This window comes from Microbacterium sp. (assembly GCF_017305435.1).
Lineage (GTDB): Bacteria > Actinomycetota > Actinomycetes > Actinomycetales > Microbacteriaceae > Microbacterium.
Genome location: NZ_JAFKIP010000002.1, coordinates 443,124 through 465,403 on the forward strand (window position 1 = coordinate 443,124; position 22,280 = coordinate 465,403).

General features: G+C 70.1%; 24 protein-coding genes and 1 tRNA gene. 17 read left to right on the top strand and 8 right to left on the bottom strand.

Annotated features, from left to right (window positions below):
- The first annotated feature begins 31 nt into the window (after positions 1 to 31).
- Both J0I43_RS02300 and J0I43_RS02305 read left to right on the top strand, forming a co-directional pair.
- Positions 32 to 2,065, top strand: a complete 2,034-nt coding sequence (locus J0I43_RS02300) for a fructose-specific PTS transporter subunit EIIC (protein WP_292858365.1) — start codon at positions 32 to 34, stop codon at positions 2,063 to 2,065.
- Between the two features lie 39 nt (positions 2,066 to 2,104).
- A complete protein-coding gene (locus J0I43_RS02305) occupies positions 2,105 to 2,377 on the top strand; it encodes an HPr family phosphocarrier protein (RefSeq protein WP_292858367.1) in 273 nt (90 codons plus the stop codon).
- Positions 2,378 to 2,446: 69 nt separating this feature from the next.
- On the opposite strand, the gene J0I43_RS02310 is transcribed toward J0I43_RS02305, so the two are convergent.
- Positions 2,447 to 3,079: an MBL fold metallo-hydrolase gene (locus J0I43_RS02310; RefSeq protein ID WP_292858370.1), complete on the bottom strand. Its 633-nt coding sequence runs from the start codon at positions 3,077 to 3,079 to the stop codon at positions 2,447 to 2,449.
- Positions 3,080 to 3,220: 141 nt separating this feature from the next.
- Between J0I43_RS02310 and J0I43_RS02315 the strand changes: the two genes are divergently transcribed.
- Positions 3,221 to 3,296, top strand: a tRNA-Glu gene (locus J0I43_RS02315).
- Between the two features lie 46 nt (positions 3,297 to 3,342).
- Here the strand turns inward: J0I43_RS02315 and J0I43_RS02320 are convergent.
- Together J0I43_RS02320 and J0I43_RS02325 are read right to left on the bottom strand one after the other, a co-directional pair.
- A complete protein-coding gene (locus J0I43_RS02320; protein WP_292858373.1) occupies positions 3,343 to 4,452 on the bottom strand; it encodes a DUF4349 domain-containing protein in 1,110 nt (369 codons plus the stop codon).
- Complete coding sequence (locus tag J0I43_RS02325) at positions 4,449 to 5,009, bottom strand: sigma-70 family RNA polymerase sigma factor (protein ID WP_292858376.1); 561 nt, start codon at positions 5,007 to 5,009, stop codon at positions 4,449 to 4,451. Before J0I43_RS02325 ends, J0I43_RS02320 begins: the two co-directional genes overlap by 4 nt.
- A 254-nt stretch (positions 5,010 to 5,263) precedes the next feature.
- On the opposite strand from J0I43_RS02325, the gene J0I43_RS02330 reads away from it, so the two are divergent.
- The 7 genes from J0I43_RS02330 to J0I43_RS02360 all read left to right on the top strand — a co-directional run bounded on the left by J0I43_RS02330 (position 5,264) and on the right by J0I43_RS02360 (position 12,907).
- Entirely contained in the window at positions 5,264 to 6,334 is a 1,071-nt protein-coding gene (locus J0I43_RS02330; RefSeq protein WP_292858379.1) for a TerC family protein, read from the top strand.
- Positions 6,335 to 6,513: 179 nt separating this feature from the next.
- Positions 6,514 to 7,962 carry a 3-isopropylmalate dehydratase large subunit gene (leuC, locus tag J0I43_RS02335; protein WP_292858382.1) on the top strand — a complete coding sequence of 483 codons (1,449 nt, stop codon included), beginning with the start codon at positions 6,514 to 6,516 and terminating at the stop codon, positions 7,960 to 7,962.
- 1 nt (position 7,963) lies between these two features.
- On the top strand, positions 7,964 to 8,560 hold the full coding sequence (leuD, locus tag J0I43_RS02340) for a 3-isopropylmalate dehydratase small subunit (RefSeq protein ID WP_292858385.1): 597 nt from the start codon (positions 7,964 to 7,966) through the stop codon (positions 8,558 to 8,560).
- 70 nt (positions 8,561 to 8,630) lie between these two features.
- On the top strand, positions 8,631 to 10,013 hold the full coding sequence (murA, locus tag J0I43_RS02345) for a UDP-N-acetylglucosamine 1-carboxyvinyltransferase (RefSeq protein ID WP_292858388.1): 1,383 nt from the start codon (positions 8,631 to 8,633) through the stop codon (positions 10,011 to 10,013).
- 9 nt (positions 10,014 to 10,022) lie between these two features.
- Positions 10,023 to 10,790, top strand: coding sequence for a 1-acyl-sn-glycerol-3-phosphate acyltransferase (locus tag J0I43_RS02350; protein WP_292858391.1), 768 nt, complete (start codon positions 10,023 to 10,025; stop codon positions 10,788 to 10,790).
- Between the two features lie 22 nt (positions 10,791 to 10,812).
- Positions 10,813 to 11,919, top strand: coding sequence for an NAD(P)H-dependent glycerol-3-phosphate dehydrogenase (locus J0I43_RS02355; protein ID WP_292859041.1), 1,107 nt, complete (start codon positions 10,813 to 10,815; stop codon positions 11,917 to 11,919).
- A complete protein-coding gene (locus tag J0I43_RS02360; protein ID WP_292858394.1) occupies positions 11,825 to 12,907 on the top strand; it encodes a D-alanine--D-alanine ligase family protein in 1,083 nt (360 codons plus the stop codon). Before J0I43_RS02355 ends, J0I43_RS02360 begins: the two co-directional genes overlap by 95 nt.
- Positions 12,908 to 13,012: 105 nt before the next feature.
- On the opposite strand, the gene J0I43_RS02365 is transcribed toward J0I43_RS02360, so the two are convergent.
- Complete coding sequence (locus J0I43_RS02365; protein ID WP_292858397.1) at positions 13,013 to 13,483, bottom strand: DUF3515 family protein; 471 nt, start codon at positions 13,481 to 13,483, stop codon at positions 13,013 to 13,015.
- A 28-nt stretch (positions 13,484 to 13,511) separates the two neighbouring features.
- On the opposite strand from J0I43_RS02365, the gene thiL reads away from it, so the two are divergent.
- On the top strand, positions 13,512 to 14,513 hold the full coding sequence (thiL, locus tag J0I43_RS02370; RefSeq protein WP_292859044.1) for a thiamine-phosphate kinase: 1,002 nt from the start codon (positions 13,512 to 13,514) through the stop codon (positions 14,511 to 14,513).
- Positions 14,514 to 14,520: 7 nt separating this feature from the next.
- Here the strand turns inward: thiL and rsmD are convergent, their stop codons facing one another.
- Both rsmD and J0I43_RS02380 read right to left on the bottom strand, forming a co-directional pair.
- On the bottom strand, positions 14,521 to 15,084 hold the full coding sequence (gene rsmD / locus J0I43_RS02375; protein WP_292858400.1) for a 16S rRNA (guanine(966)-N(2))-methyltransferase RsmD: 564 nt from the start codon (positions 15,082 to 15,084) through the stop codon (positions 14,521 to 14,523).
- Between the two features lie 23 nt (positions 15,085 to 15,107).
- On the bottom strand, positions 15,108 to 15,686 hold the full coding sequence (locus J0I43_RS02380) for a 1-acyl-sn-glycerol-3-phosphate acyltransferase (RefSeq protein WP_292858403.1): 579 nt from the start codon (positions 15,684 to 15,686) through the stop codon (positions 15,108 to 15,110).
- Positions 15,687 to 15,757: 71 nt separating this feature from the next.
- Here J0I43_RS02380 and J0I43_RS02385 point away from each other — a divergent pair, with 71 nt between their 5' ends.
- From J0I43_RS02385 to mutM, 6 genes are read left to right on the top strand one after another with little or no spacing between them, the layout of a single operon-like run.
- A complete protein-coding gene (locus J0I43_RS02385; RefSeq protein ID WP_292858406.1) occupies positions 15,758 to 17,920 on the top strand; it encodes an ATP-dependent DNA helicase RecG in 2,163 nt (720 codons plus the stop codon).
- A 17-nt stretch (positions 17,921 to 17,937) separates the two neighbouring features.
- On the top strand, positions 17,938 to 18,435 hold the full coding sequence (gene coaD / locus J0I43_RS02390; protein ID WP_292858409.1) for a pantetheine-phosphate adenylyltransferase: 498 nt from the start codon (positions 17,938 to 17,940) through the stop codon (positions 18,433 to 18,435).
- 53 nt (positions 18,436 to 18,488) lie between these two features.
- Positions 18,489 to 19,046 (top strand): DUF177 domain-containing protein, encoded by a 558-nt coding sequence (locus J0I43_RS02395; RefSeq protein ID WP_292858412.1) that lies wholly within the window; start codon positions 18,489 to 18,491, stop codon positions 19,044 to 19,046.
- 2 nt (positions 19,047 to 19,048) lie between these two features.
- Positions 19,049 to 19,258 carry a 50S ribosomal protein L32 gene (rpmF, locus tag J0I43_RS02400; RefSeq protein WP_127818873.1) on the top strand — a complete coding sequence of 70 codons (210 nt, stop codon included), beginning with the start codon at positions 19,049 to 19,051 and terminating at the stop codon, positions 19,256 to 19,258.
- A 13-nt stretch (positions 19,259 to 19,271) separates the two neighbouring features.
- Positions 19,272 to 19,961, top strand: coding sequence for a ribonuclease III (rnc, locus tag J0I43_RS02405; protein WP_292858424.1), 690 nt, complete (start codon positions 19,272 to 19,274; stop codon positions 19,959 to 19,961).
- A 6-nt stretch (positions 19,962 to 19,967) separates the two neighbouring features.
- A complete protein-coding gene (gene mutM, locus J0I43_RS02410) occupies positions 19,968 to 20,873 on the top strand; it encodes a bifunctional DNA-formamidopyrimidine glycosylase/DNA-(apurinic or apyrimidinic site) lyase (protein ID WP_292858427.1) in 906 nt (301 codons plus the stop codon).
- A 9-nt stretch (positions 20,874 to 20,882) separates the two neighbouring features.
- Here mutM and J0I43_RS02415 read toward each other — a convergent pair whose 3' ends face one another.
- Positions 20,883 to 21,983: a GNAT family N-acetyltransferase gene (locus J0I43_RS02415; RefSeq protein WP_292858430.1), complete on the bottom strand. Its 1,101-nt coding sequence runs from the start codon at positions 21,981 to 21,983 to the stop codon at positions 20,883 to 20,885.
- Positions 21,984 to 22,086: 103 nt separating this feature from the next.
- Positions 22,087 to 22,218: a hypothetical protein gene (locus J0I43_RS02420; RefSeq protein ID WP_292858433.1), complete on the bottom strand. Its 132-nt coding sequence runs from the start codon at positions 22,216 to 22,218 to the stop codon at positions 22,087 to 22,089.
- Between the last annotated feature and the right edge of the window lie 62 nt (positions 22,219 to 22,280).

Below are 22,280 nucleotides of genomic sequence, written 5' to 3' on the forward strand. Positions count from 1 at the left end.
ACACCCCATCGAGAGACCACTGGAGGTCATCGTGTCCGAGATCATCACCCCGGCGCTCGTCAGCCTCGACGAGCCGTTGGGCACCGACAAGCGGGCGGTCATCGACGCGCTCGCGGCGCGTGTGGCCGCGACCGGTCGCGCGAGCGATGCCGCCGCCCTCGCCGCGGACGCGTGGAAGCGCGAGCAGACGGACGAGACCGGCCTGCCGGGCGGCATCGCCATCCCGCACGCCAAGAGCCCTGCCGTGCGCGAGGCGACGCTCGCCTTCGCGCGGCTGAAGCCGGGCGTCGACTTCGGCGCCGAGGACGGACCCGCCGACCTCGTGTTCCTCATCGCCGCGCCCGACACCGCCGCCGAGGAGCACCTGGCGGTGCTGTCCCGGCTCGCGCGGGCCTTCATGCGCCCCGACTTCACGGCCGGCCTGCGCGCCGCGGCGACGCCCTCCGACGTGGTCGCCCTCGTGCAGGACGCGGTCTCCGACACGCCGGCGCCGGCCGCGGCGGCCGCAGCGCCGACGGCGACGACGACGGAACTCGTCGTGGATGGTCGCCCCGCCCGGATCGTGGCCGTAACGGCCTGCGCGACGGGCATCGCCCACACGTTCATGGCCGCCGACGCGCTGACCGCCGCGGGCAAGGAGCTCGGCATCGACCTCGTGGTCGAGCCTCAGGGGTCCTCGGGCTACAAGGCCCTCCCGCAACAGGTGATCGATCAGGCGGATGCCGTGATCTTCGCCGTCGACGTGGATGTGCGCGACGAGCAGCGCTTCGCGGGCAAGCCGGTCGTGCGCGTGCCGGTCAAGAAGGGCATCGAGCACCCGAAGGTCCTCATCGACGAAGCCGTCTCCGCGGTCGGCAACCCGATCGCTCCGCGCGTGTCGGGGAACGCCGACACGGCGGCGGCCGCACGAGCGGCCGGGGGATCGACCTCGCTCGGCGGGTCCGTCAAGCGGGCCCTCCTCACGGGCGTGAGCTACATGATCCCCTTCGTCGCGGGCGGTGGTCTCCTCATCGCCCTCGGATTCCTCCTCGGCGGCTACGAGATCGCGTTCGACGCCGACAAGATCCTCGGCGCATCGACGCTCTGGAACCTCGGCGACACCTCGCTGATCGTCTACCTCGGCGCGGTGCTGTTCAAGATCGGTGCCCTGTCGTTCGGCTTCCTCGTCCCCGCCCTCGCGGGGTACATCGCCTACGGCCTCGCCGATCGTCCGGGTATCGCGCCCGGCTTCGTCGCCGGTGCCGTCGCGTCCTTCATGGGCGCCGGGTTCCTCGGCGGCATCGTCGGCGGTCTGCTCGCCGGACTCGCGGCGTGGTGGCTCAACAGCCTCGACGTGCCCCGCTGGCTGCGCGGCCTCATGCCCGTCGTGATCATTCCGCTGCTGGCATCCATCTTCGCGTCGGGACTTATGCTCCTCGTCCTCGGCGGGCCGATCGCCTGGCTGACGACGGTCCTCAACGACTGGCTGTCCGGTCTCACGGGTGCGGGCGTCATCGTCCTCGGGATCATCCTCGGCCTCATGATGTGCTTCGACCTGGGCGGCCCGGTCAATAAGGTCGCGTACGGCTTCGCCACCGCGAACCTCGCGGCGGGCATCGCCGGCGACACCCGTTACCTCGAGATCATGGCGGCCGTCATGGCCGCGGGCATGGTGCCGCCCCTCGCGATGGCGCTCGCGTCGACCGTCCTCGACCGGAAGCTGTTCACCGAGCCCGAGCGTGAGAACGGCAAGGCGGCGTGGCTGCTCGGTGCGGCGTTCATCTCCGAGGGTGCGATCCCGTTCGCCGCCGCCGATGTCTTCCGTGTCATTCCCGCGATGATGCTCGGCGGCGCCGTCACCGGCGCCCTGTCGATGGCGCTCGGCGTGACGAGCAAGGCGCCCCACGGAGGCGTGTTCGTCTTCTTCGCGATCGACAACTTCTGGCTGTGGCTGCTGTCGATCGCCGTCGGCACGGTCGTGGCCGCGTTCGCCGTGGTCGCCCTCAAGCGGTTCGCCCGTCGTCGGCCCGTCGAGGCGGTTTCGTCCGGCGCGCAGAGTGTTCCCACGGCGACCGTGACCGCCTAGTCTCGAAGAGACGATCCACCCACCATCCAGGAGGACCCCATGGCAGAACGCCAGGCCACCGTCGCCAGCAGCTCAGGCCTGCACGCCCGCCCCGCGAAGCTCTTCGTGCAGGCCGTGCAGCAGACCGGCATCCCCGTCACGATCGCCACCGAGGGCGGACCTGACCTCAACGCCGGCAGCATCCTGACCCTCATGGGCCTGGGCGCGACTCAGGGCACGGTCGTCACGCTGAAGGCTGAGGGTGAGGGCGCCGATGCAGCGCTCGACAGCCTCGTGACCTTCCTCGAGACGGATCACGACGCCGAGGGCTGAGCCTCCGCGACGACGACGGATGCCGCGACCGCCCGCTCATCGAGAGCGGAGGCCGCGGCATCCGTCGTTTCACATCTCGTACGAATCGCCGGGTTCGAGCGTCAGGAACTCGCCGCCGTGCTGTGCGGTCGCCCAGGCGAGGCGTGCGCGATGCATCTCCAGCCCCGAGCGCGAGAGCGTCATGTCGTGCGTGCCGAACGCGTGGCGCGGCCCCGCGGCGAGGACGAAGTCCATCGCGTCGCCGATCTTCAGCCACGGGGCGCCGATGGGGGCGGCGAGCATGTCGATCTCGGTGTGCTTCGGCACCGCGTACGAGTCGCCCGGATAGTAGAACGCGTCGTTGACGAGGACGCCGACGTTGTCGATGACGGGGATCGACGAGTGGATGACGCTGTGCCGCCCGCCATGGAACGTCATCGTGAAGGGGCCCGCCGTCACGGTGTCGCCGGGGGAGACGACGGTCACATCGGCCGCGGCGGCGGCGACACCGGCCGTCCCGTAGACGGGAACCCCCGGCGCGTCGCGTCGCAGCCGTTCGAGATGCTCCGGCGTCCAGTGGTCTGGGTGCTCGTGGGTGATGACCACGGCCGCGAGCCCGTGGAGGGCGCTGAGCGGCAATGTGAACGATCCCGGGTCGATGATCAGCTGCTTCCCGTCCGACTCGAGACGGAGGCAGGCATGCTCGTGCTTCGTGATGCGCATGTCCACAGTCAACGCCCGTGACGGTGCGGAGGCAACCCGCTCGGGGGCCGTGCGAGGTCGGGCTCGATTTGGCGTGGTCGTCACGACCATGGCATAATCGAACGGTTGCCTGATCCGCGAAGGAGAGGGAAACGCCGGTGAGGCCCCATCGTATAGCGGCCTAGTACGCCGCCCTCTCACGGCGGTAACGCGGGTTCGAATCCCGCTGGGGTCACCACAGTGAAAGAAGCCCGGTCCGATCGGACCGGGCTTCTTTCGTTCGCTCACGCCTCCGGGTCAGGGGAGTCGGCGCGCGCGTGCGCGCGCCGACGGACGATCCGACGCACCACCCAGACGACGAGAACGACCACGGCCGCAACGCCGACCCAGGGCAGCAGGAACCCGATCGCCACGACGAGGCCGTTCAGCGTCGCGACGAGGCCGTTCCACCCCGCGTTCACGCCGTCCCCGAATCCGGCGGGGTTCGCCGACGTCGCGGGCGCAGGCCCCGTGACCGTCACCGTCAGCGACGACATCGCGACTTGACCGTCGAGCCATGTCAGCTGCTGACGGAGCGAATCGAGCTCGCCCTGCCGCTCGGCGAGCGCGGACTCGGCGGCGATGAGGTCGGAGGTCGATGTCGCCTGACCCATCAGCTCCGTCAGTCGAGTGACGGATGCCTCGAGCGATGTCACTCGGGCACGCAGATCCACCGTCTCGGTCGTCACGTCGCGACGGTCGACCTGGGTGGCGGTGACCTCGCCCACCTGGGCGAGATCGGCGATCGTGTCGCTCAGGGCATCCGCGGGGACGCGGACGGTGATCCACGCGCCCTGCGGGATCGGGTCGGTCGGGAGGGCGGGAGCCACCCCGCCGGTCGTGTCGTAGACGACGGGGTTGCCGCCGAGGCTGAGCGACTCGACGTATCCGCCCGCCGCGCTGGCCGCCGCGGTGATCTCGTCGATCGCGGCGCGGGTGTCCACGGCCGTCACGCTCGCGGACGCCGTCGAGATCACCTCGCGCGCGGTGTCCGCTGCGGCGCCCGCCGGCGCACCGCCGGACAGCGCCTTGCTGTCGAACGAGGTCGCGCCGGAACCCTCCATCGTGGCGGGCTGCTCCGCCGTGACGACGGAGCCGGAGCCGGAGCTCGCGGCGAGGCTCGGCGCGATGACGGCGGCGACCGCGACGAACGCGGCGGCTGCCGCCGTACCCATCCAGACGCGTCCGCGTCGGACGGCGCGCGCGCGGGCGTGCTCCGCCTCCTGCGCGGCGGTGATCGCCGCGGTGCTCCGCTCGTCGGAGATTCGGGCGAACAGCGTCGCCTCGATCTCGTCGCGTCGCGCGTCGGTGAGTTCGGGCAGCGTGATGTCTGCGGCGTTCATATCCCTCGTCATGTCCCCTCCGCGGCGATCGTGCCGCGCAGTCGTGTGCGGATGCGGGAGAGGCGATTTCGGACGACACCGTGCGAGACCCCGAGCGCTTCGGCGGCGGCGCCGTAGGCGTAGCCCTCCTCGGCGCACAGGCGGAAGATCTGCTGATCGAGTGGCGACAGCGTCCCGACCTCCGCGATGATCCGCTCCGCCAGGGCGGCATCCACCACCTGCTGCTCGACATCGACCGTCGCGGGGAGGGCCTCGTCGAGTGCGGCCGAGGTGTGGAGGCGGTCGCGCTGCAGGCGTCGGATGCGGTTGGCCGCCTGGAAGCGGCAGATCGTCACGAGCCACGGAAGGAGAGATTCGCCGGCCAGATCCAGGCCGGGCAGCTTCCGCCATGCGGCGAGGAACGTCTCCTGCAGCACGTCCTCGGCATCCGCCGTCGTTCTCACCAGGGAATGCGCGAGCCAATACACCGGCCGCGCATAGGCGCGATACAGCGCCCGGAAGGCCTCGTCGCTGCCGCGGGCTGCGGCAGCGACCAACTCCGCGTCGCTCGGGGATTCTCGCTCGGTCATGTTCTCCTCGTCTGTTCCCACCCTGGCAGTGTCGGCGGCGGCGCACACGTCTCGGATCGGCATCGAGTCGGGGGACTTTCTCACGGCGCGGTCCCTGTATCCTTGTGCGAGCGAGAGGGAGTATCCCGCCTCGCGCGTCCCGTCAATACGGGCCCCGTCGTCGGAGCCCCGGGCGCGCGCCGCCCCGGGTCGAGCACATCGGCCGGAGCGGGGGAGAGACTTTCGACGTCAATCGTCCCCTCCGAAAGGTCCGCATGGAGCTTCCCGTCTGGTTCGAAGTCGGCTCTCTCGTCGTCCTCGTCCTCATCCTCGTCGCCGATCTGCTGCTGATCCTCAAGCGGCCGCACATCCCGTCGACCCGCGAATCGACGCTCTGGGTCGTCTTCTATGTGACGCTCGCCCTCATCTTCGCCGGAATGCTCTGGCTGTTCGCCGGGCACGAGTTCGCGGGACAGTTCATCGCCGGATGGCTGACCGAGTACAGCCTCTCGATCGACAACCTCTTCGTCTTCGTCCTGATCATGGGCCAGTTCGCCGTACCGCGCCGCTACCAGCAGGAAGTGCTGATGGTGGGCATCATCATCGCGCTCATCCTGCGCGGGCTGTTCATCCTCGCGGGCGCCGCCATCATCGAGCAGTTCAGCTGGGTGTTCTACATCTTCGGCGCCTTCCTCATCTGGACGGCGTGGCGGCAGGCCTTCCCCGGCGGGGACCACGACGAGGATGTCAAGCAGGAGTCGTTCATCGTGCGGACCCTCCGTCGCATGGTCGACATCAGCGACGACTACGACGGCGCCAAGGTGCGGACGGTCGTGAACGGCAAGAAGATCTTCACGCCGATGATCATCGTCTTCGCCGCGATCGGCATGACCGACCTCCTCTTCGCGATCGACTCCATCCCGGCGATCTTCGGCATCACGCAGAATCCGTTCATCGTGTTCACCGCGAACCTGTTCGCTCTGATGGGCCTGCGCCAGCTCTACTTCCTCCTCGGCGACCTTCTCGACCGGCTCAAGTACCTGCACTACGGCATCGCGTTCATCCTCGCCTTCATCGGCGTGAAGCTCTTCTTCCACGCGATGCACGTCAACGAGTTGCCGTTCATCAACGGCGGCGATCACATCGACTGGGCCCCGGAGATCTCGACGTGGATGTCGCTGGGCGTCATCATCCTGTCGATGGTGGTCGCGACGGTCGCGAGCCTCGCGGCCTCTGCGCGCGAGCGCCGCGCCGCGCCCGCCGGCACCGCGCCGGAGACGCCGCGGGAGGCCGCGGATGCCGTCGCGGAGGAGAAGGGCACCCCGCCGACCGTCGACGGCCCCTGACCCCTTCGCGTATCGAGGATGGGAGGCGGCGGGCGAGGCGAGCCGCGTGCGGTGGTAGTCTGACCCCGTGCGGATCGCTCGCCTCCTCCTTAGCGGCCGCGACGAGATCTCGTTCTGAGCCCTCTCTCGTCGCGGAGTCCGTGCTGGGCCTCATCCGCTAGCAGGAGAACGAGACTGACATGACCACCGAGATCACCGACATCGTCGAGCGCCCCCGCACTCTGGCCGAGAAGGTCTGGGACGACCACCTCGTCGTCAAGGGCGAGAACGGCGAACCCGACCTCATCTACATCGATCTGCACCTCGTGCACGAGGTGACGAGCCCGCAGGCCTTCGACGGCCTGCGCGCCGAGGACCGTCCCGTCCGACGCCTCGACCTCACGATCGCCACCGAGGACCACAACACGCCGACGCTGCAGATCGACAAGCCGATCGCGGATCTCACGAGCCGCACGCAGATCGAGACGCTGCGCCGCAATGCCGAGGAGTTCGGCGTGCGCCTGCATTCGCTGGGCGACAAGGAGCAGGGCATCGTGCACGTCGTCGGGCCGCAGCTCGGCCTCACGATGCCCGGCATCACGGTCGTCTGCGGCGACTCGCACACCTCGACGCACGGTGCCTTCGGATCGATGGCGTTCGGGATCGGGACGAGCGAGGTCGAGCACGTGCTCGCGACGCAGACGCTGCCGCTCAAGCCCTTCAAGACCATGGCCATCACGGTCGAGGGAGACCTCCGTCCGGGAGTCACGGCGAAGGACATCATCCTCGCGATCATCGCCAAGATCGGGGCGAACGGCGGCCAGGGCTACGTGCTGGAGTTCCGCGGCAGCGCGATCCGCTCGCTCTCGATGGAGGGTCGGATGACGATGTGCAACATGTCGATCGAAGCCGGCGCCCGCGCGGGAATGGTCGCGCCGGACGAGACGACGTTCGCGTACGTCAAGGGCCGCCCCCATGCCCCGACGGGTCAGGACTGGGAGGACGCCGTCGCCTACTGGCGGACGCTCCCCTCCGACGAGGGCGCCGTCTACGACGCCGAAGTGTTCCTTGACGCCGCGGAGCTCGAGCCGTTCGTCACGTGGGGGACCAACCCCGGCCAGGGTGTCTCGCTCTCCGACGCGGTGCCCGACCCGGCATCCTTCGCCGATCCCAACGAGCGGGCCGCCGCCGAGCGTGCGCTCGACTACATGGACCTGCAGGCCGGCACGCCGATGAAGGACGTGACGGTGGATGCCGTGTTCATGGGCTCCTGCACGAACAGCCGCATCGAGGACCTGCGCGCGTTCGCGTCGGTCATCGAGGGACGCACGAAGGCGGAGAACGTCCGTGTGATGGTCGTCCCGGGGTCCGCACGGGTGCGACTAGAGGCGGAGGCCGAGGGCCTCGACAAGGTGTTCACGGAGTTCGGTGCCGAGTGGCGCTTCGCCGGATGCTCGATGTGCCTCGGGATGAACCCCGACCAGCTCGCACCGGGGGAGCGCTGCGCCTCGACGAGCAACCGCAACTTCGAAGGCCGGCAGGGCAAGGGCGGGCGCACGCATCTCGTCTCCCCGCTCGTGGCCGCCGCGACGGCCGTCCTCGGGCGGCTCGCGAGCCCGGCGGATCTGCCGACGCGAGTGGAGGCCTGACATGGAGAAGTTCACGACGCACACCGGTGTCGCCGCCCCGCTCACCCGTTCCGCGGTCGACACCGACCAGATCATTCCCGCCGTCTACCTCAAGCGCGTCACCAAGACGGGCTTCGACGACGCACTGTTCGCCAACTGGCGGCAGGACCCGGAGTTCGTCCTCAACCAGCCCGCCTACGCCAGCGCGTCGATCCTCGTCGCGGGCCCGGACTTCGGCACGGGTTCGAGCCGCGAGCACGCGGTCTGGGCGCTGCGCGACTACGGCTTCCAGGTGGTGCTGAGCCCCAAGTTCGCCGATATCTTCCGCGGGAACGCGGGCAAGCAGGGTCTCGTCACGGGCGTCGTCTCGGAGGCCGACATCGAGGCGCTGTGGGCGGCGATCGCCGCGGATCCGGGCGTGCAGATGACGGTCGACCTCACCGCGCGGACGGCGCAGCTGGGTGACCTCCGGGTCTCCTTCGACATCGACGATTACACTAGGTGGCGGCTTCTCGAAGGGCTCGACGACATCGGGCTCACCCTGCGCAATGAAGACAAGATCGCGCAGTTCGAGGCCCGCCGAGAGGCGTGGCGGCCGCGGACGCTCCCCGTCCGCTAGCCGAGCCCGGTCCTCCCGCACCCGGGAGAGCAGCCGGCCCGCCCTCGATCCACAAGTGAGGTCCCATCGAATGAACACCCTCGTCAGCGATGCCTCGGCGGCACAGCCCAGCGACAGCAGCGGCGACAGCGACCCGATGGGCCGGATGCTCGTGATCCGCGGTGGGCGGCCCCTCACCGGGCGTGTCGAGGTGAAGGGCGCGAAGAACCTCGCGACCAAGGCGATGGTGGCGGCTCTCCTCGGCGAGACCGAGAGCGTGCTGCGCGATGTACCGGACATCAGCGACGTCCACGTGGTCCGCTCGCTGCTCGAGGTGCACGGTGTCACGGTGACCGACGAGGGCGACGACGTGCTGCGCCTCGACCCGTCCGGTGCGGTGTCGGCGCACTTCGAGGAGATCGATGCGCACGCCGGCGCCTCGCGCATCCCGATCCTCTTCTGCGGACCGCTGCTGCATCTGCTCGGTCAGGCCTTCATCCCGGACCTCGGTGGATGCCGCATCGGCGATCGTCCGATCGACTTCCACCTCGATGCCCTCCGCGCCTTCGGAGCGACGGTCGAGAAGCTCCCCAGCGGCATCCGGCTCTCCGCCCCGGCGGAGGGTCTCCACGGCGCCGACATCACGCTCCCGTACCCGAGCGTCGGGGCGACCGAGCAGGTGCTGCTGACGGCGGTGCGTGCGAAGGGCACGACGGAGCTGCGCGGGGCGGCGATCGAGCCCGAGATCATGGATCTCATCGCGGTGCTGCAGAAGATGGGTGCGATCATCTCCTACGAGCCCAACCGCGTGATCTTCATCGAGGGCGTCGACAGCCTGCGCGGTTACGACCACCGGGCGATCTTCGACCGGAACGAAGCCGCGTCGTGGGCGTGCGCGGCGCTCGCGACCGACGGCGACATCTTCGTCGGGGGAGCGAAGCAGCCCGAGATGCTCACGTTCCTCAATGTCTTCCGCAAGGCCGGCGGCGACTTCGACATCGCCGAGGACGGCATCCGCTTCCGCCGCGGAGGCGCTCTCAAGCCCGTCGTCGTCGAGACCGATGTGCACCCCGGCTTCATGACCGACTGGCAGCAGCCGCTCATCGTCGCTCTGACGCAGGCCGAAGGCGTCTCGACGGTCCACGAGACGGTGTACGAGAACCGCCTCGGCTTCACTCAGGCCCTCAACAAGATGGGCGCCGACATCGTCGTGCATCCCGAGGGCTTCGCGAGCCCCGAGCGTCGCGTCGCCCGCCGTGCGCTCGAGCAGGCCGCCGTCATCACGGGTCCCACTCCGCTCCACGGCGCGGATGTCGTCGTACCGGACCTGCGCGGCGGATACAGCTACGTCATCGCGGCTCTCGCCGCCGAGGGCACCTCGCACGTCCGCGGCGTGGAGATCATCCGCCGCGGGTACGAGAAGTTCTTCGACAAGCTCACCGCCCTCGGCGCCGACTTCGACGTCGTGGACTGAGGCGCACCGGTGCCGCCGCGTCGTCGCGCCTCCCCCGAGAAGCGCCGCCCCAGCGTGTTCTGGGCGGCCGCGTGCATCGTCGTCCCCCTCACGGGCCTCATCGCCAAGATCGAGATCACGGGGGCGGAGCACCTGCCCGAGTACGGCGCCTACGTCCTCGCGCCGAACCATTACAGCGAGTTCGACCCGGTCATCGTCGCGGTCGCCACGTGGCGACTCGGGCGCGCGCCGCGGTTCATGGCGAAGGAGAGCCTGTTCCGTGTGCCGGTCCTCGGCGCGCTCCTGCGCGCGACGGGCATGATCCCGGTCGCACGCGCGGCGACCGCCTCCGCGGCGAAGCAGACGATCGTGCAGGCCGAGCAGCTCGCCGAGGACGGGCGCGGTGTCATCGTGTACCCCGAAGGATCGCTGACGCGCGATCCCGGGCTGTGGCCCATGCGCGGCAAGACCGGCGCCGTGCGCCTCGCCCTTGCGGGCGACCTTCCCGTCATCCCGATGGCGACGTGGGGCGTTCAGCGGATCCTCCCGCGCTACGGCAAGCTGAGCCTCTGGCCGCCGCGCAAGCGCGTGCGCGTCGTGCTCGGTCCCGCCGTCGACCTCGACGCGTTCCGCACCGGCCCGCGCACGAACACCAATCTCGTCGCCGCGACGGATGCCGTCATGGCGGACATCGGCGATCTGCTGGCGGGCTTGCGGAACGAGCCGGCCCCCGCCGAGCGGTGGGACCCAGCCGTCCACGGGCAGAAGGAGACGGGGCGCCTTGAGTCCGAGAGCTGACGGGCGCCGGATCGACTCCGGGATGCCGCGGGTCGCGGTCATCGGTTCGGGGAGCTGGGGGACCACCTTCGGCAAGGTCCTCGCCGACGGCGGCGCCCACGTCGTCATGTGGGCACGCCGCGCCGAACTCGCCCACGAGATCCAGGAGGGGCACCGCAACAGCGAGTACCTGCCCGGGATCAACCTGCCGCGCGCCATGTCGGCGACGACGCATCTCTCGGAGGCTCTCGACGGCGCCTCGCAGGTCTACCTCGCGATCTCGAGTCAGGCTCTGCGACAGAACCTCAAGGCGGTCCGCCCGCTCATCGCAGACGGAGACGCACCGGTCGTCTCGCTCATGAAGGGCGTCGAGAAGCGGTCAGGGCTCCGGATGAGCCAGGTCATCGAGCAGGAGCTGCACTGCGACCCGGCGCGCATCGCCGTGGCATCCGGCCCCAATCTCGCCCTCGAGATCGCACGCGAGCAGCCGACCGCGGCGGTCATCTCCTCGACGAGCCGTGAGACCGCCGAAGCGGTGGCTTTGCGGGCGCGGAACGGGTACTTCCGCACGTTCGTGAACACCGACGTGATCGGCACCGAGTTCGGCGGTGTGCTGAAGAACCTCATCGCCGTCGCCATCGGGATCGTCGACGGGGTCGGCTACGGCGAGAACACGAAAGCGTCCATCATCACGCGCGGGCTCGTGGAGATGACCGACTTCGCCGTCGCCTACGGCGCGGAGCCGGAGACCCTCCAGGGCCTGGCAGGGCTCGGCGACCTGATCGCGACCTGCCAGTCGCCCCTCAGCCGCAACAACACGGCGGGGCGCCTGCTCGGCCAGGGGTACAGCTTCCAGGACGTCGTGAAGCAGATGAACCAGACGGCGGAGGGGCTCGCATCCGTCGCGCCCGTCCTGCAGCTCGCGCGCGACGCCGGGGTGCAGATGCCCATCGTCGAGCAGGTCAAGATGGTGCTCGACGGCACGATGAACCCGCGCGACATCGCTCCGCATCTGACGACCGACGACGACAAGCCCACGGGCGAGAGGACCGAGAATGGACAAAGCGGTGGTGGCGGTGCTCTTCGGCGGTCGCTCCAGCGAGCACTCGATCAGTTCCGCAACAGCCGGGGGCGTTCTGCGGGCGATTGACCGCGAACGGTTCGATGTCATCCCGATCGGCATCACGCGGGACGGCGCCTACGTCCTCGAGGACGACGATCCGGGCAAGTTCGCGCTCGATCCGGGGCACCTCCCCGAGGTGGTCGACAACGGCACGCGCATCCTGTGGCCCGACTCCGCGCGGTCGCGCGAGCTGCGGGTGTCGGATGCCGACGGCATCCGTTCGCTCGGCGAGGTGGACGTGGTCTTCCCGATCCTGCACGGCCGATTCGGCGAGGACGGCACGATCCAGGGTTTCCTCGAGCTCCTCGACCTGCCCTACGTCGGTGCAGGTCTGCTGATGTCGGCGATCGGGATGGACAAGCACACGACGAAGCAGGTGCTGCGCGCCGCGGGCGTCCCGGTCGTGCCGTGGGTCACCCTCACCCGTGGCGACCTCGCCCGGGACCGTGCGTACGCGGAGCGTCGCATCCGTGCGCTGGGCCTCCCCGTCTTCGTCAAGCCCGCTCGCGCCGGCTCGAGCGTCGGCGTCTCCAAGGTGTCCTCGTGGGAAGAGCTGGATGCCGCGTTGGAGACCGCGTTCGCGGAGGACCGCGCCGTGCTCGTCGAGCAGGCCGTGACCGGCCGCGAGGTCGAGTGCGGCGTGCTGCAAGGGCGCGGGGGCGCTCAGCCTCGGGTGAGCGTGGCCGGTGAGATCGTCATCACGGGTCGCGACTTCTACGACTTCGACGCGAAGTACCTCGGCGCGCCGGGCATCGATCTCGTCTGCCCGGCTGAGCTCGCGTCCGGTGAGCTCGCCGAGATGCAGCGCATCGCCGCCCGCGCCTTCGAGGCGGTCGGCGGGGAGGGCCTCTCGCGCGTCGACTTCTTCTTCACGGGGACCGAGTTCTTCGTCAACGAGGTCAACACGATGCCCGGGTTCACGCCGATCTCGATGTTCCCGACCTGCTGGATCGCGTCGGGCCTCAGCTACCCCGATCTCATCACGGAGCTGGTCGAGCTCGCCCTCGAGCGTTGAGCTCGATCAGGATGCCCTGGCGTTGAGCTCGATCAGGATGCCTTGGCGTTGAGCTCGATCAGGATGCCTTGGCGTTGAGCTCGATCAGAATGCCTTGGAGCTCGATCAGGATGCCGGGCGGTCGGTGCACGTCGCACCGGTCGTGGGCAGTTGCCCGACCGCCGGCCCGAGATCGGTCAGCACCTGAGAGCCGGACACCTCGTCGTAGTCCAGGTAGACCTCGACGGCAGGGGTGCGCCCGAACGTCGTGAATCGATAGTGCGGAGCGTCGGAGTCGTCGATCAGCCAGTCGACGCCCGCACGTGTGTCGCACGGCAGCGTCGAGGGGCCGGGCTCCGCGACGCCGCAGGTCACGAGGACGGTGGTGGGATCCCCCCACGCACCGGTCGCCTGCGCGTCCGTCCAGCGTCGCTGTTGGCCGTCGACGCTGTCGGGCAGGCGCACCGTGACGGCGGCGCATGACGGGTCGTTCGCCGCCTTCGCGGGCGTCATCGAGACGGTCGACGAGCACCCCGCGAGCAGCGAGGCGACAGCTGCGCCCGCGAGAACGAGACCGGGTACGCGCAGTCGGAACACTCCACCAGGCTACCGTGGAGGCATGGACATGGCGGACGCGGCAGGGCTCGACGACACCGTGGGGCGCCTCGGGGAGAAGGCCGTGCTGGCGCGCGTTCTCGACGCGCTGCGCGGTTCCTCACGGGCCGTCGTCGGCCCCGGCGACGATGCGGCCGTCCTCGCCGCGCCCGGCGGACGCGTCGTGGTCTCGACCGACACGCTCGTGCACGGGCCGGACTTCCGCCTCGCGTGGTCGAGCGGCTACGACCTCGGCTGGAAGGCCGCCGCGGTGAACCTCGCCGACATCGCGGCGATGGGGGCGGCGCCCGTGGCGCTGTTCGTCGCGCTCGCGCTCCCCGACGCGACCTCGGTGTCGTTCGTCGAGGATCTCGCCCGGGGGCTGAGGGATGCCTGTGATGCCCTGGCGCCGGGGTGCGCCGTCGAGGGCGGCGACCTCACGGCATCCGATGTCCTCACGATCGCCGTGACGGCGATCGGCGTGCCGCAGGGCACCCCGGCGGTGCTGCGGTCGGGCGCGCGCCCCGGCGATGTCCTCGCCGTCGCGGGCGAGCTGGGCCCGGCGGCGCGCGGGCTCGCTCTGCTCTTCGAGCGGTTCCGCGATGCCGCGGGCGTGCCGATCGCCGTTGACGTCGAGGCGCTCACCGCGCCGGAGCGTGCGGATCTCTCCGCACAGCTGCGGCCCTCGCCGCCGATCGGTCTCGGGATCGTCGCTGCCCGCGCGGGTGCGACCGCGATGATGGACGTCTCCGACGGACTGCTGCTGGATGCCACCCGTCTCGCGGAGGCATCGGGGGTGACGCTCGACCTCGACCTCGACCTCGGGCCGGACCTCGACGATGCGGCGCTCCGCGGCGGAGAGGATCACGCTCTCCTCGCCTGCTTCCCGCGGGGCGCGGCGCTGCCGACCGGTTTCGTCCCGATCGGCAGGGCGGAGGAGCGTGCCGGAGCGCCGGTGACGATCGCGGGGTCGCCGGTGACCGGGCACCTCGGCTGGGATCCGCACCAGGACTGGGATGCGGGCCGCGGCTGACGGCGCCTTATCCCTGCGCCCGGCGCAGCCACCACACCGTGGTGTCGCCGTAGCGCTTCGAACGGTCCACGGTGAGCTCCGGGGGGAGCCCCGGCTCGCCGGATCGTGTCGCGCGTTCGACGATGACGATGGCATCCGTGCCCAGGCGCGGCGCGAGGAGAGCGAGGGTGTCCGCGAGGTCGTCGGCACAGAGGTCGTACGGCGGATCGACGAAGACGAGGTCGAACGCCGCGGTCGTGCTCCGCAGGAACGCGTCGGCCGCCGCACGGTGGACACGTGCCGGCGGCGCCGACAGCGCCTTCGCGACGGCACGGGCGTTGCGTTCGGCGACGGATGCCGCGCGCGGCGCCTTTTCCACGAGGTCGGCGGATGCGGCGCCGCGGCTGAGCGCCTCGAGCCCGAGCGCACCGGAGCCGGCGAAGAGGTCGAGGACGGCCGCGCCGTGGACGAGGTCCGCCGATTCGAGCGCGCCGAACAGCGATTCGCGTACGCGGTCGCTGGTCGGACGGGTGCCCGCCTCGGGCACTGTGAGAGTCAGCGAGCCGGCCGCCCCGGCGATGATGCGCGTCACGCCCTCAGCCTAGCGAGGGCGTCTCACGCCGTTCCGGCGGCCTCGTCCTTCAGGCGCGGCTCGGTGCGGCGCTCGGGCCGGACGCCCGCCTTGTCGGCGTAGAAGGCGCGGATGAGGTCCATGTCGCGGGCGACGTCGCCGGTGAGCTCGATCGTGGGTCCGAGACCCGTCGTCATCGTGGTGCGGTCGACGTAGCCGAGGGTCACCGGCATCCCGGTCGCGCGGGCGATCCGGTAGAAGCCGCTCTTCCAGTGCGTGTTCCCGCCGCGTGTGCCGTCGGGCGTCACGACGAGCCCGAAGACCTCGCCTGCATGGACGCGCTGGACGACCTCGTCGACCACCCTGCTGGCGTCGTCGCGCTGCACCGGGATTCCGCCGAGTGCGCGCATGATCGGGCCGCGCCATCCCGCGAAAAGGCTCGCCTTGCCCAGCCACCGAACCGGGATGCCGAGGCGCCACGCGATCGCGAGCATGAGGACGAAGTCCCAGTTCGAGGTGTGCGGTGCGCCGATGAGGACGGTGGGCCTGGTCGGTGCGGGCTCGGTGCGCAGCGTCCAGCGGCTGCAGAGCCAGTACACGCGCGCGAGAAGACGGCGGATCACCCGAGAACTGTACGTGGTGGCATATTCCGCTCCGGGCGTATGCCGTCCGTCCCCCTGCCTAGACTTCTCGCATGACCTCGCTCACGCTCGACTCGTCGCTCGTCGACGCGCTGGGTGCGAAGACGGCGGGCGTCTTCGAGCGCGCCTTCGGTCACGCCACGGTCGGCGACCTCCTGAACCACTATCCGCGCCGCTACGCCCGCCGCGGCGAGCTGACGCCGATCGCCTCGCTGCCGCTCGGTGAGCAGGTGACGATCGTCGCAGAGGTGCGCTCGGTGTCGTCGCGATCCATGAAGCAGCGCTCGGGCTCGATCGTCGAGGTCGTCATCAGCGACGGCGTCGGTGCGCTGACGCTGACGTTCTTCAACCAGAAGTGGCGCGCCGATCAGCTGCGCGTCGGGCGGCAGGGCATCTTCTCCGGCAAGGTCGGCCAGTTCAAGGGGCAGCAGCAGCTCGCGCATCCCGACTACGAGCTCTTCGACGATGAGGATGCCGCGCGACTGAACGCCGAGGTCCAACAGCACACTCCCATCCCGATCTATCCCGCGACGAGCACGATCGCGAGTTGGCAGGTGCAGAAGGCCGTCGGTGACATCCTCGACCGGCTCGCGCCGGTGCCCGATCCGCTTCCGGAGCCGTTCCGACTGGCGCAGGGACTGTGGGACGCCGACACGGCGCTCCGCCGACTCCATGCCCCGATCGATTTCGACGACGTCGAGCCTGCGCGGGCCACGATGCGGATGCACGAGGCGTTCGTCCTGCAGACGGCGCTCCTCCAGCAGCGACAGTTCGTCCGCGCGCTGTCTGCGACGGCGCGACCGGCGGGTGCACTGTTGGAGAGCTTCGACGAACGGCTGCCGTTCGCACGGACCGTCGATCAGGTCGCCGTCGGCGACGTCATCGCCCACGACCTCGAGGGGGAGTGGCCGATGAACCGCCTCGTCCAGGGCGAGGTCGGATCGGGAAAGACCCTCGTGGCCCTCCGCGCGATGCTGCAGGTCGCGCAGTCGGGTGGGCAGTCCGCGCTCATCGCGCCGACCGAGGTGCTCGCCGCGCAGCACGTCCGCTCGATCGCCCGCATGCTGGGGCCGGAGCTCGCGCCTGAGCTCATGCCGACACTCCTCACCGGTCAGCTGCCCGCCGCCGAGCGGCGGAAGGCGGCGCTCCGCGCGGCATCCGGTCAGGCCCGGATCGTCGTCGGCACGCACGCGCTGCTGAGCGCCTCGACGACGTTCGCCGACCTCGGGCTCGTGGTCGTCGACGAGCAGCACCGCTTCGGCGTCGAGCAGCGCGAGACCCTCCGGGCGAAGGGGACGGCGCCGCACGTGCTCGTCCTCACTGCGACGCCGATCCCGCGCACGGTGGCGATGACCGTGTTCGGTGACCTCGACGTGTCGACGATCCGCACGCTTCCCGCCGGGCGCGCGGGCATCTCGACGCACGTCGCGCCCCTCGCGGAGAAGCCCGGCTGGTTCGGCCGGGTGTGGGAGCGTGCGGCCGAAGAGGTGGCTCAGGGGCGTCAGGTGTTCGTGGTGTGCGCGGCGATCGACGCCGAGGCAGGCGGCAAGGGGCAGGAGGAGCCGGAGCCCGCTCCCGTCCTGGAGGGGGAGCAGCCGCGCACCCGCTGGGGCGTCGCGCAGGTGCGTGAGCTGCTGGCATCCCACCCGCTCTACGACACGATCCGCGTCGAGATCCTGCACGGCAGGATGCCGGGGGAGCAGAAGGATGCCGTGATGCAGGCCTTCGCGCGCGGCGAGATCGACGTCCTCGTCGCCACGACCGTCGTCGAGGTCGGCGTCGACGTGCCGAACGCCTCCACCATGATCATCCTGGAAGCCGACCGCTTCGGCGTCTCACAGCTCCACCAGCTGCGCGGACGCGTCGGCCGCGGCGAGCTCCCCGGCCTCTGCCTCCTCGTGACGGAGGCGCCCGACGGCACGCCCGCCCGCTCGCGCGTCGAGGCGGTCGCCGCGACGACCGACGGTTTCGCGCTGGCCGAGGTCGACCTCGAACTGCGCGGCGAAGGCGACGTCCTCGGCGACGCGCAGTCGGGGGCTCGTTCCTCGCTCCGTCTCCTGCGCGTCGTGGCCGACGCGGACGTGATCGCGATCGCCCGAGAGGCGGCGGAGCGCGTGCTCGCGGACGACCCCGCGCTCCTCGCCCATCCGGGTCTCGCCGACGCCCTGCGCCGGCGCCTCGGGCGTGAGGAGCGCGCGGCGCTCGCCAAGAACTGACGGATAGGCTGAGAACCATGAACAACCGCATCGCGGTCGTCCCGGGTTCGTTCGACCCGCCGACTCTCGGTCACCTCGACGTCATCCGCCGTGCCGCCGGGCTCTACGACGAAGTGCACGTGCTCGTCGTGCACAACCCCGGCAAAGAGGCGATGCTGCCGATCGCGCAGCGTCTGACGCTCCTCGACCAGTCGATCAGCGAGCAGGAGATCCCCGGGAACATCGTCGTCGCCGCGTGGAGCATGGGTCTTCTCGTCGACTACGCGCAGGACGTGGATGCCGGGGTCCTCGTCAAGGGCATCCGCTCCCAGGTCGATGTCGCCTACGAGACGCCCATGGCGATCGTGAATCGTCACCTCGCCGAGATCGAGACGGTGTTCCTCCTGCCCGACCCGGCCCACGCGCTCGTGTCGAGCTCGCTCGTGCGTCAGGTGGCGGCGCTCGGCGGTGACGTGTCGCCGTTCGTCCCGGGTCCCGTCGCCCGCTTCCTCGACACCGGCGCGCGCGAGCGCTGAACGACCGCGTCCGGCTGCTGCGCCGGTAGCATTGACAGGTGGTCAGAAAGCATGTGAACGGCCGGTTCGTCTTCCCGGTGCGCGACATCCTGCATCGCTCGGGAGAGATGCGCGAGTTCGAGATCGAAGTGCCCGCCCCCGAGAAGTGGGGCGAGGGACTCGTGTGGGTCGCGCAGGGCGAACCGGTCACGGTCGACGTCCGCCTGGAGGCGGTGCACGAGGGGATCCTCGTCACTGCGGACATCCGCTCCCGGTACACCGGTGTCTGCGGACGGTGCCTCACCGACGTGGCCGAGCCCGTCGAAGTCGAGTTTCAGGAGCTCTTCGGGTATTCTGGAGATGAAGCGAACGACTTCGAGGTTCAAGACGACCACGTGGATCTTGAAACTCCGGTCCGGGATTCGATCGTCCTGTCGCTTCCGTTCCAACCGGTGTGCCAGCCGGATTGCCCCGGTCTTGATCCGGCTACGGGCGAGAAGCTGGCGGAAGGCACCGTGCCGGAAACCCCGATCGACGATCGATGGATCGCGCTGGCCGCGCTGAAGGCCGACACCACAGACCACGACGGCGACGCAGCGCGCGACGACGTCTCCCACACAGAGAAGAGCTAGCCATGGCAGGTAACCCCCCGAAGCGGAAGGTCTCCCGCTCCAACACGCGTTCGCGTCGTGCGCAGTGGAAGGCCGAGGCGCCCACTCTCGTCAAGACGGTCGAGAACGGCAAGGTCGTCTACAGCCGTCCGCACCAGGCGAAGGTCGTCACCGACTCGCAGGGCACGGAGCTGTTCCTCGAGTACAAGGGCCGCAAGGTCGCCGACGTCTGATCGTCGCGCCCTGATGGACGCGCAGATCGAGCAGACTCTGCTCACCGACAAGCTCGGGGTCGATATCGACCCCGAGCTTCTGTCGCTTGCCCTGACGCATCGCTCGTTCGCCTACGAGAACGGCGGAGTGCCCCACAACGAGCGCCTCGAGTTCCTCGGCGACTCGATCCTCGGCCAGGCGGTGACGGTGCACCTGTACACGACGCACCCCGACCTGGAAGAGGGCGCGCTCGCGAAGCGGCGCGCGAGTGTCGTCTCGACGGTCGCCCTCGCCGAGGTCGCTCGGTCGATCGGGCTCGGCGCGCACGTCCGCTTGGGACGGGGCGAGGCCCAGACCGGCGGTCGCGACAAGGATTCGATCCTCGCCGACACGATGGAGGCCGTCATCGGCGCCACCTTCCTGTCGGCGGGCCCCGAGGCATCCACGGCTCTCGTCCTGCGTCTCGTCGCTCCGCTCATGGCGGACCCCGAGCGCTACGGCGCCGCGATGGATCCCAAGACGAGCCTGCAGGAGCTCGCCGCACGGCTCGGCCTCGAGCCGCCGCGCTACGTCGTCGAGGCGGACGGACCCGACCACAACCGCGTCTTCACCGCCACGGTCACCGTCGGTGACGCCGCCCGGACCGGCACGGGCACGAGCAAGAAGCACGCCGAGATGGCCGGCGCCCTCGCCGTGTGGCACGCGCTGAGCGACCGCGACTGAACGCGCGTGCCTGAGCTCCCCGAAGTCGAAGTCGTGCGTGCGGGTCTCGCGCCGGCGATCGTCGGCGCACGCATCGACGCGGTGACGGTGCTCGATGAACGGGCCCTCACTCGGCACGCCGGCGACGGAGCGGCGTTCGAACGCGTGCTGACGGGGCGAACGGTCTCCGCTGCCGCCCGCCGCGGCAAGTTCCTCTGGCTGCCGCTCGAGGATGCCGGATCGGAGCGCTCCCAGGCCATCGTCGGCCATCTGGGCATGAGCGGACAACTGCTGCTGCGCGCGCCCGGCGCAGCGCCCGAGCGGCACGAGCGGATCCGTCTCGACATCAGCCACCCGGAGCACGGAGAGCTCGCCGTGGTCTTCTGCGATCAGCGCACCTTCGGATCGTTGGCTATAGACGATCTCGTCCCGACGCCCGACGGTGCCGCGGGCGGCCGGGGCACGGATGCCGCCACCGTGCCCACCCAGGTCGCCCACATCGCCCGCGATCCGCTCGATCCCGCGTTTTCGGACAGCCGCTTCGCGGCGACGGTGCGCGCCAAGCGTTCCGGTGTCAAGCGAATCCTGTTGGATCAGACCGTCATCAGCGGCGTCGGGAACATCTACGCCGACGAGGCTCTCTGGGCCGCCCGCATCCACCCGGAGACGGCGGGCACCGCGCTCTCCGCCCGCGCGGTGACGACGCTCCTCGCCGAGATCCGCGTGGTCCTCGAGAAGGCCCTCGCCGAAGGTGGGACGAGCTTCGACGCGCAGTACGTCAACGTGAACGGGCAGGCCGGGTACTTCGCGCACTCGCTCAACGCCTACGGCCGCGAGGGACAGCCGTGTCCGCGGTGCGGCCGCCCCCTCCTCCGGATGTCGTTCATGAATCGCTCGAGCCACTTCTGCGCGCGATGTCAGCGTGTGCGCTGAAGCCCCGGCTCAGGATTCCAGCGTCTTCTGCCACGCGCCGTTGTAGGCGACCGGGACGAATCCGATCCTCTCGTTGATGTCGAGCATGGGACGGTTCTCCTCCGCGTTGTAGGTGATGACGCGCGGCGAGTCGGGAGCGACCCGGGTACGCCACGTCTCGAGGCCCGCGCATTTGACGAGCTGGCCGAGGCGATGCCCGCGGTGCTCCTTCAGCACGAGAGTGTCCTCCTGCTGACTCGCGCGATGCGGATCGGGCCCGATGACGAGCTCGTTGAACGCGACGAGGTCGCCGGTCGCGACGTGCTGCGCGGCCGTCACGAGCATCGTGCGCGCGCCGTCGACGACGCGCGCGTCGTGCAGGGCCACGCGCTCGGCATCCCACGCCTCCTCATCGAACTCGAGCGCGCCCATCGGCGTGTCGGTCGACATGCGGGACTTCATCCAGGCGTAGCCGGCGACGTACTCCGGCGGGGTGGGCGCTGTCCACTGCACGATGCGATATCCGGCGGCGGCGCGCTCCGCCTCGGCGCGCAGGCGCGCGACGGTGTCGACGGATGCGGCGAGGTCGAGCGCGCTCTCGCGCTCGACCTGTTCGAGCGTGTAGCCGTGTCGCAGGTAGAAGCGGGCGATGTGATCCTCCGGGATCGAGCCGTAGCCCGTCGGCGCGGAGACCCGTGCGCCGCCGTCCGTCTCATCGGGATGCGCGCCCCAGGACTGCAGCACGGTGCGGCCGTGTTCGCGCGCGGTCTGCTCGACGAGGGCGTACGCTGCCGACCCGATGCCCTGACCCCAGTGCTGCCGCAGCAGCTCGATGAGCCAGAAGGCACCGCGGGAGCCGTCTTCGAGGGGGATGTCCACCGTGATGCGACCGATCTGGCGATCGTCTCGATAGACCGCCCACGCGTGGCGGATCTGCTCGGAGTTCGGCTGATAGTGCGGCAGCAGCTCCGCCGCGGCCAGAGTGTCGTCATCGCGACCGGTGAGTTCGCGGGCGATCTCGTTGCGGACGCGGGTGTATTCGGCGAACTCGGCGGCGTCTGCGGCATCCATCGACGCCGGAACGGTGAGGGGGCGGAACTGCGGGAGCTGCGCTCCGGCGATGTCTGTCATGAGAGGGTCCTCGGTCGGTCGGTCGGTCGTGTGCGGGATGCGGGGGAGTCGAGGTGTGGTCGGGCGTGTGCACGCCGACCACACCTCGAGGCCCGCGCGGGGATCACAGGAAGGGGCGCAGCTGCAGCAGCCGCTGCCAGTCCTGTTCGCGCTGCAGTCGCTCGCGCTGGGCGATGCGGATGCGGCGCTGGTCGTGTGCGGAAGCGTCGAAGTGGGACGCGGAGAACGTATGCATGAGTGGATGCCTTTGAATGGTGGTGGTGGCGCGGACCTCCCTGTCGAGGGAGCGCGCGAGGA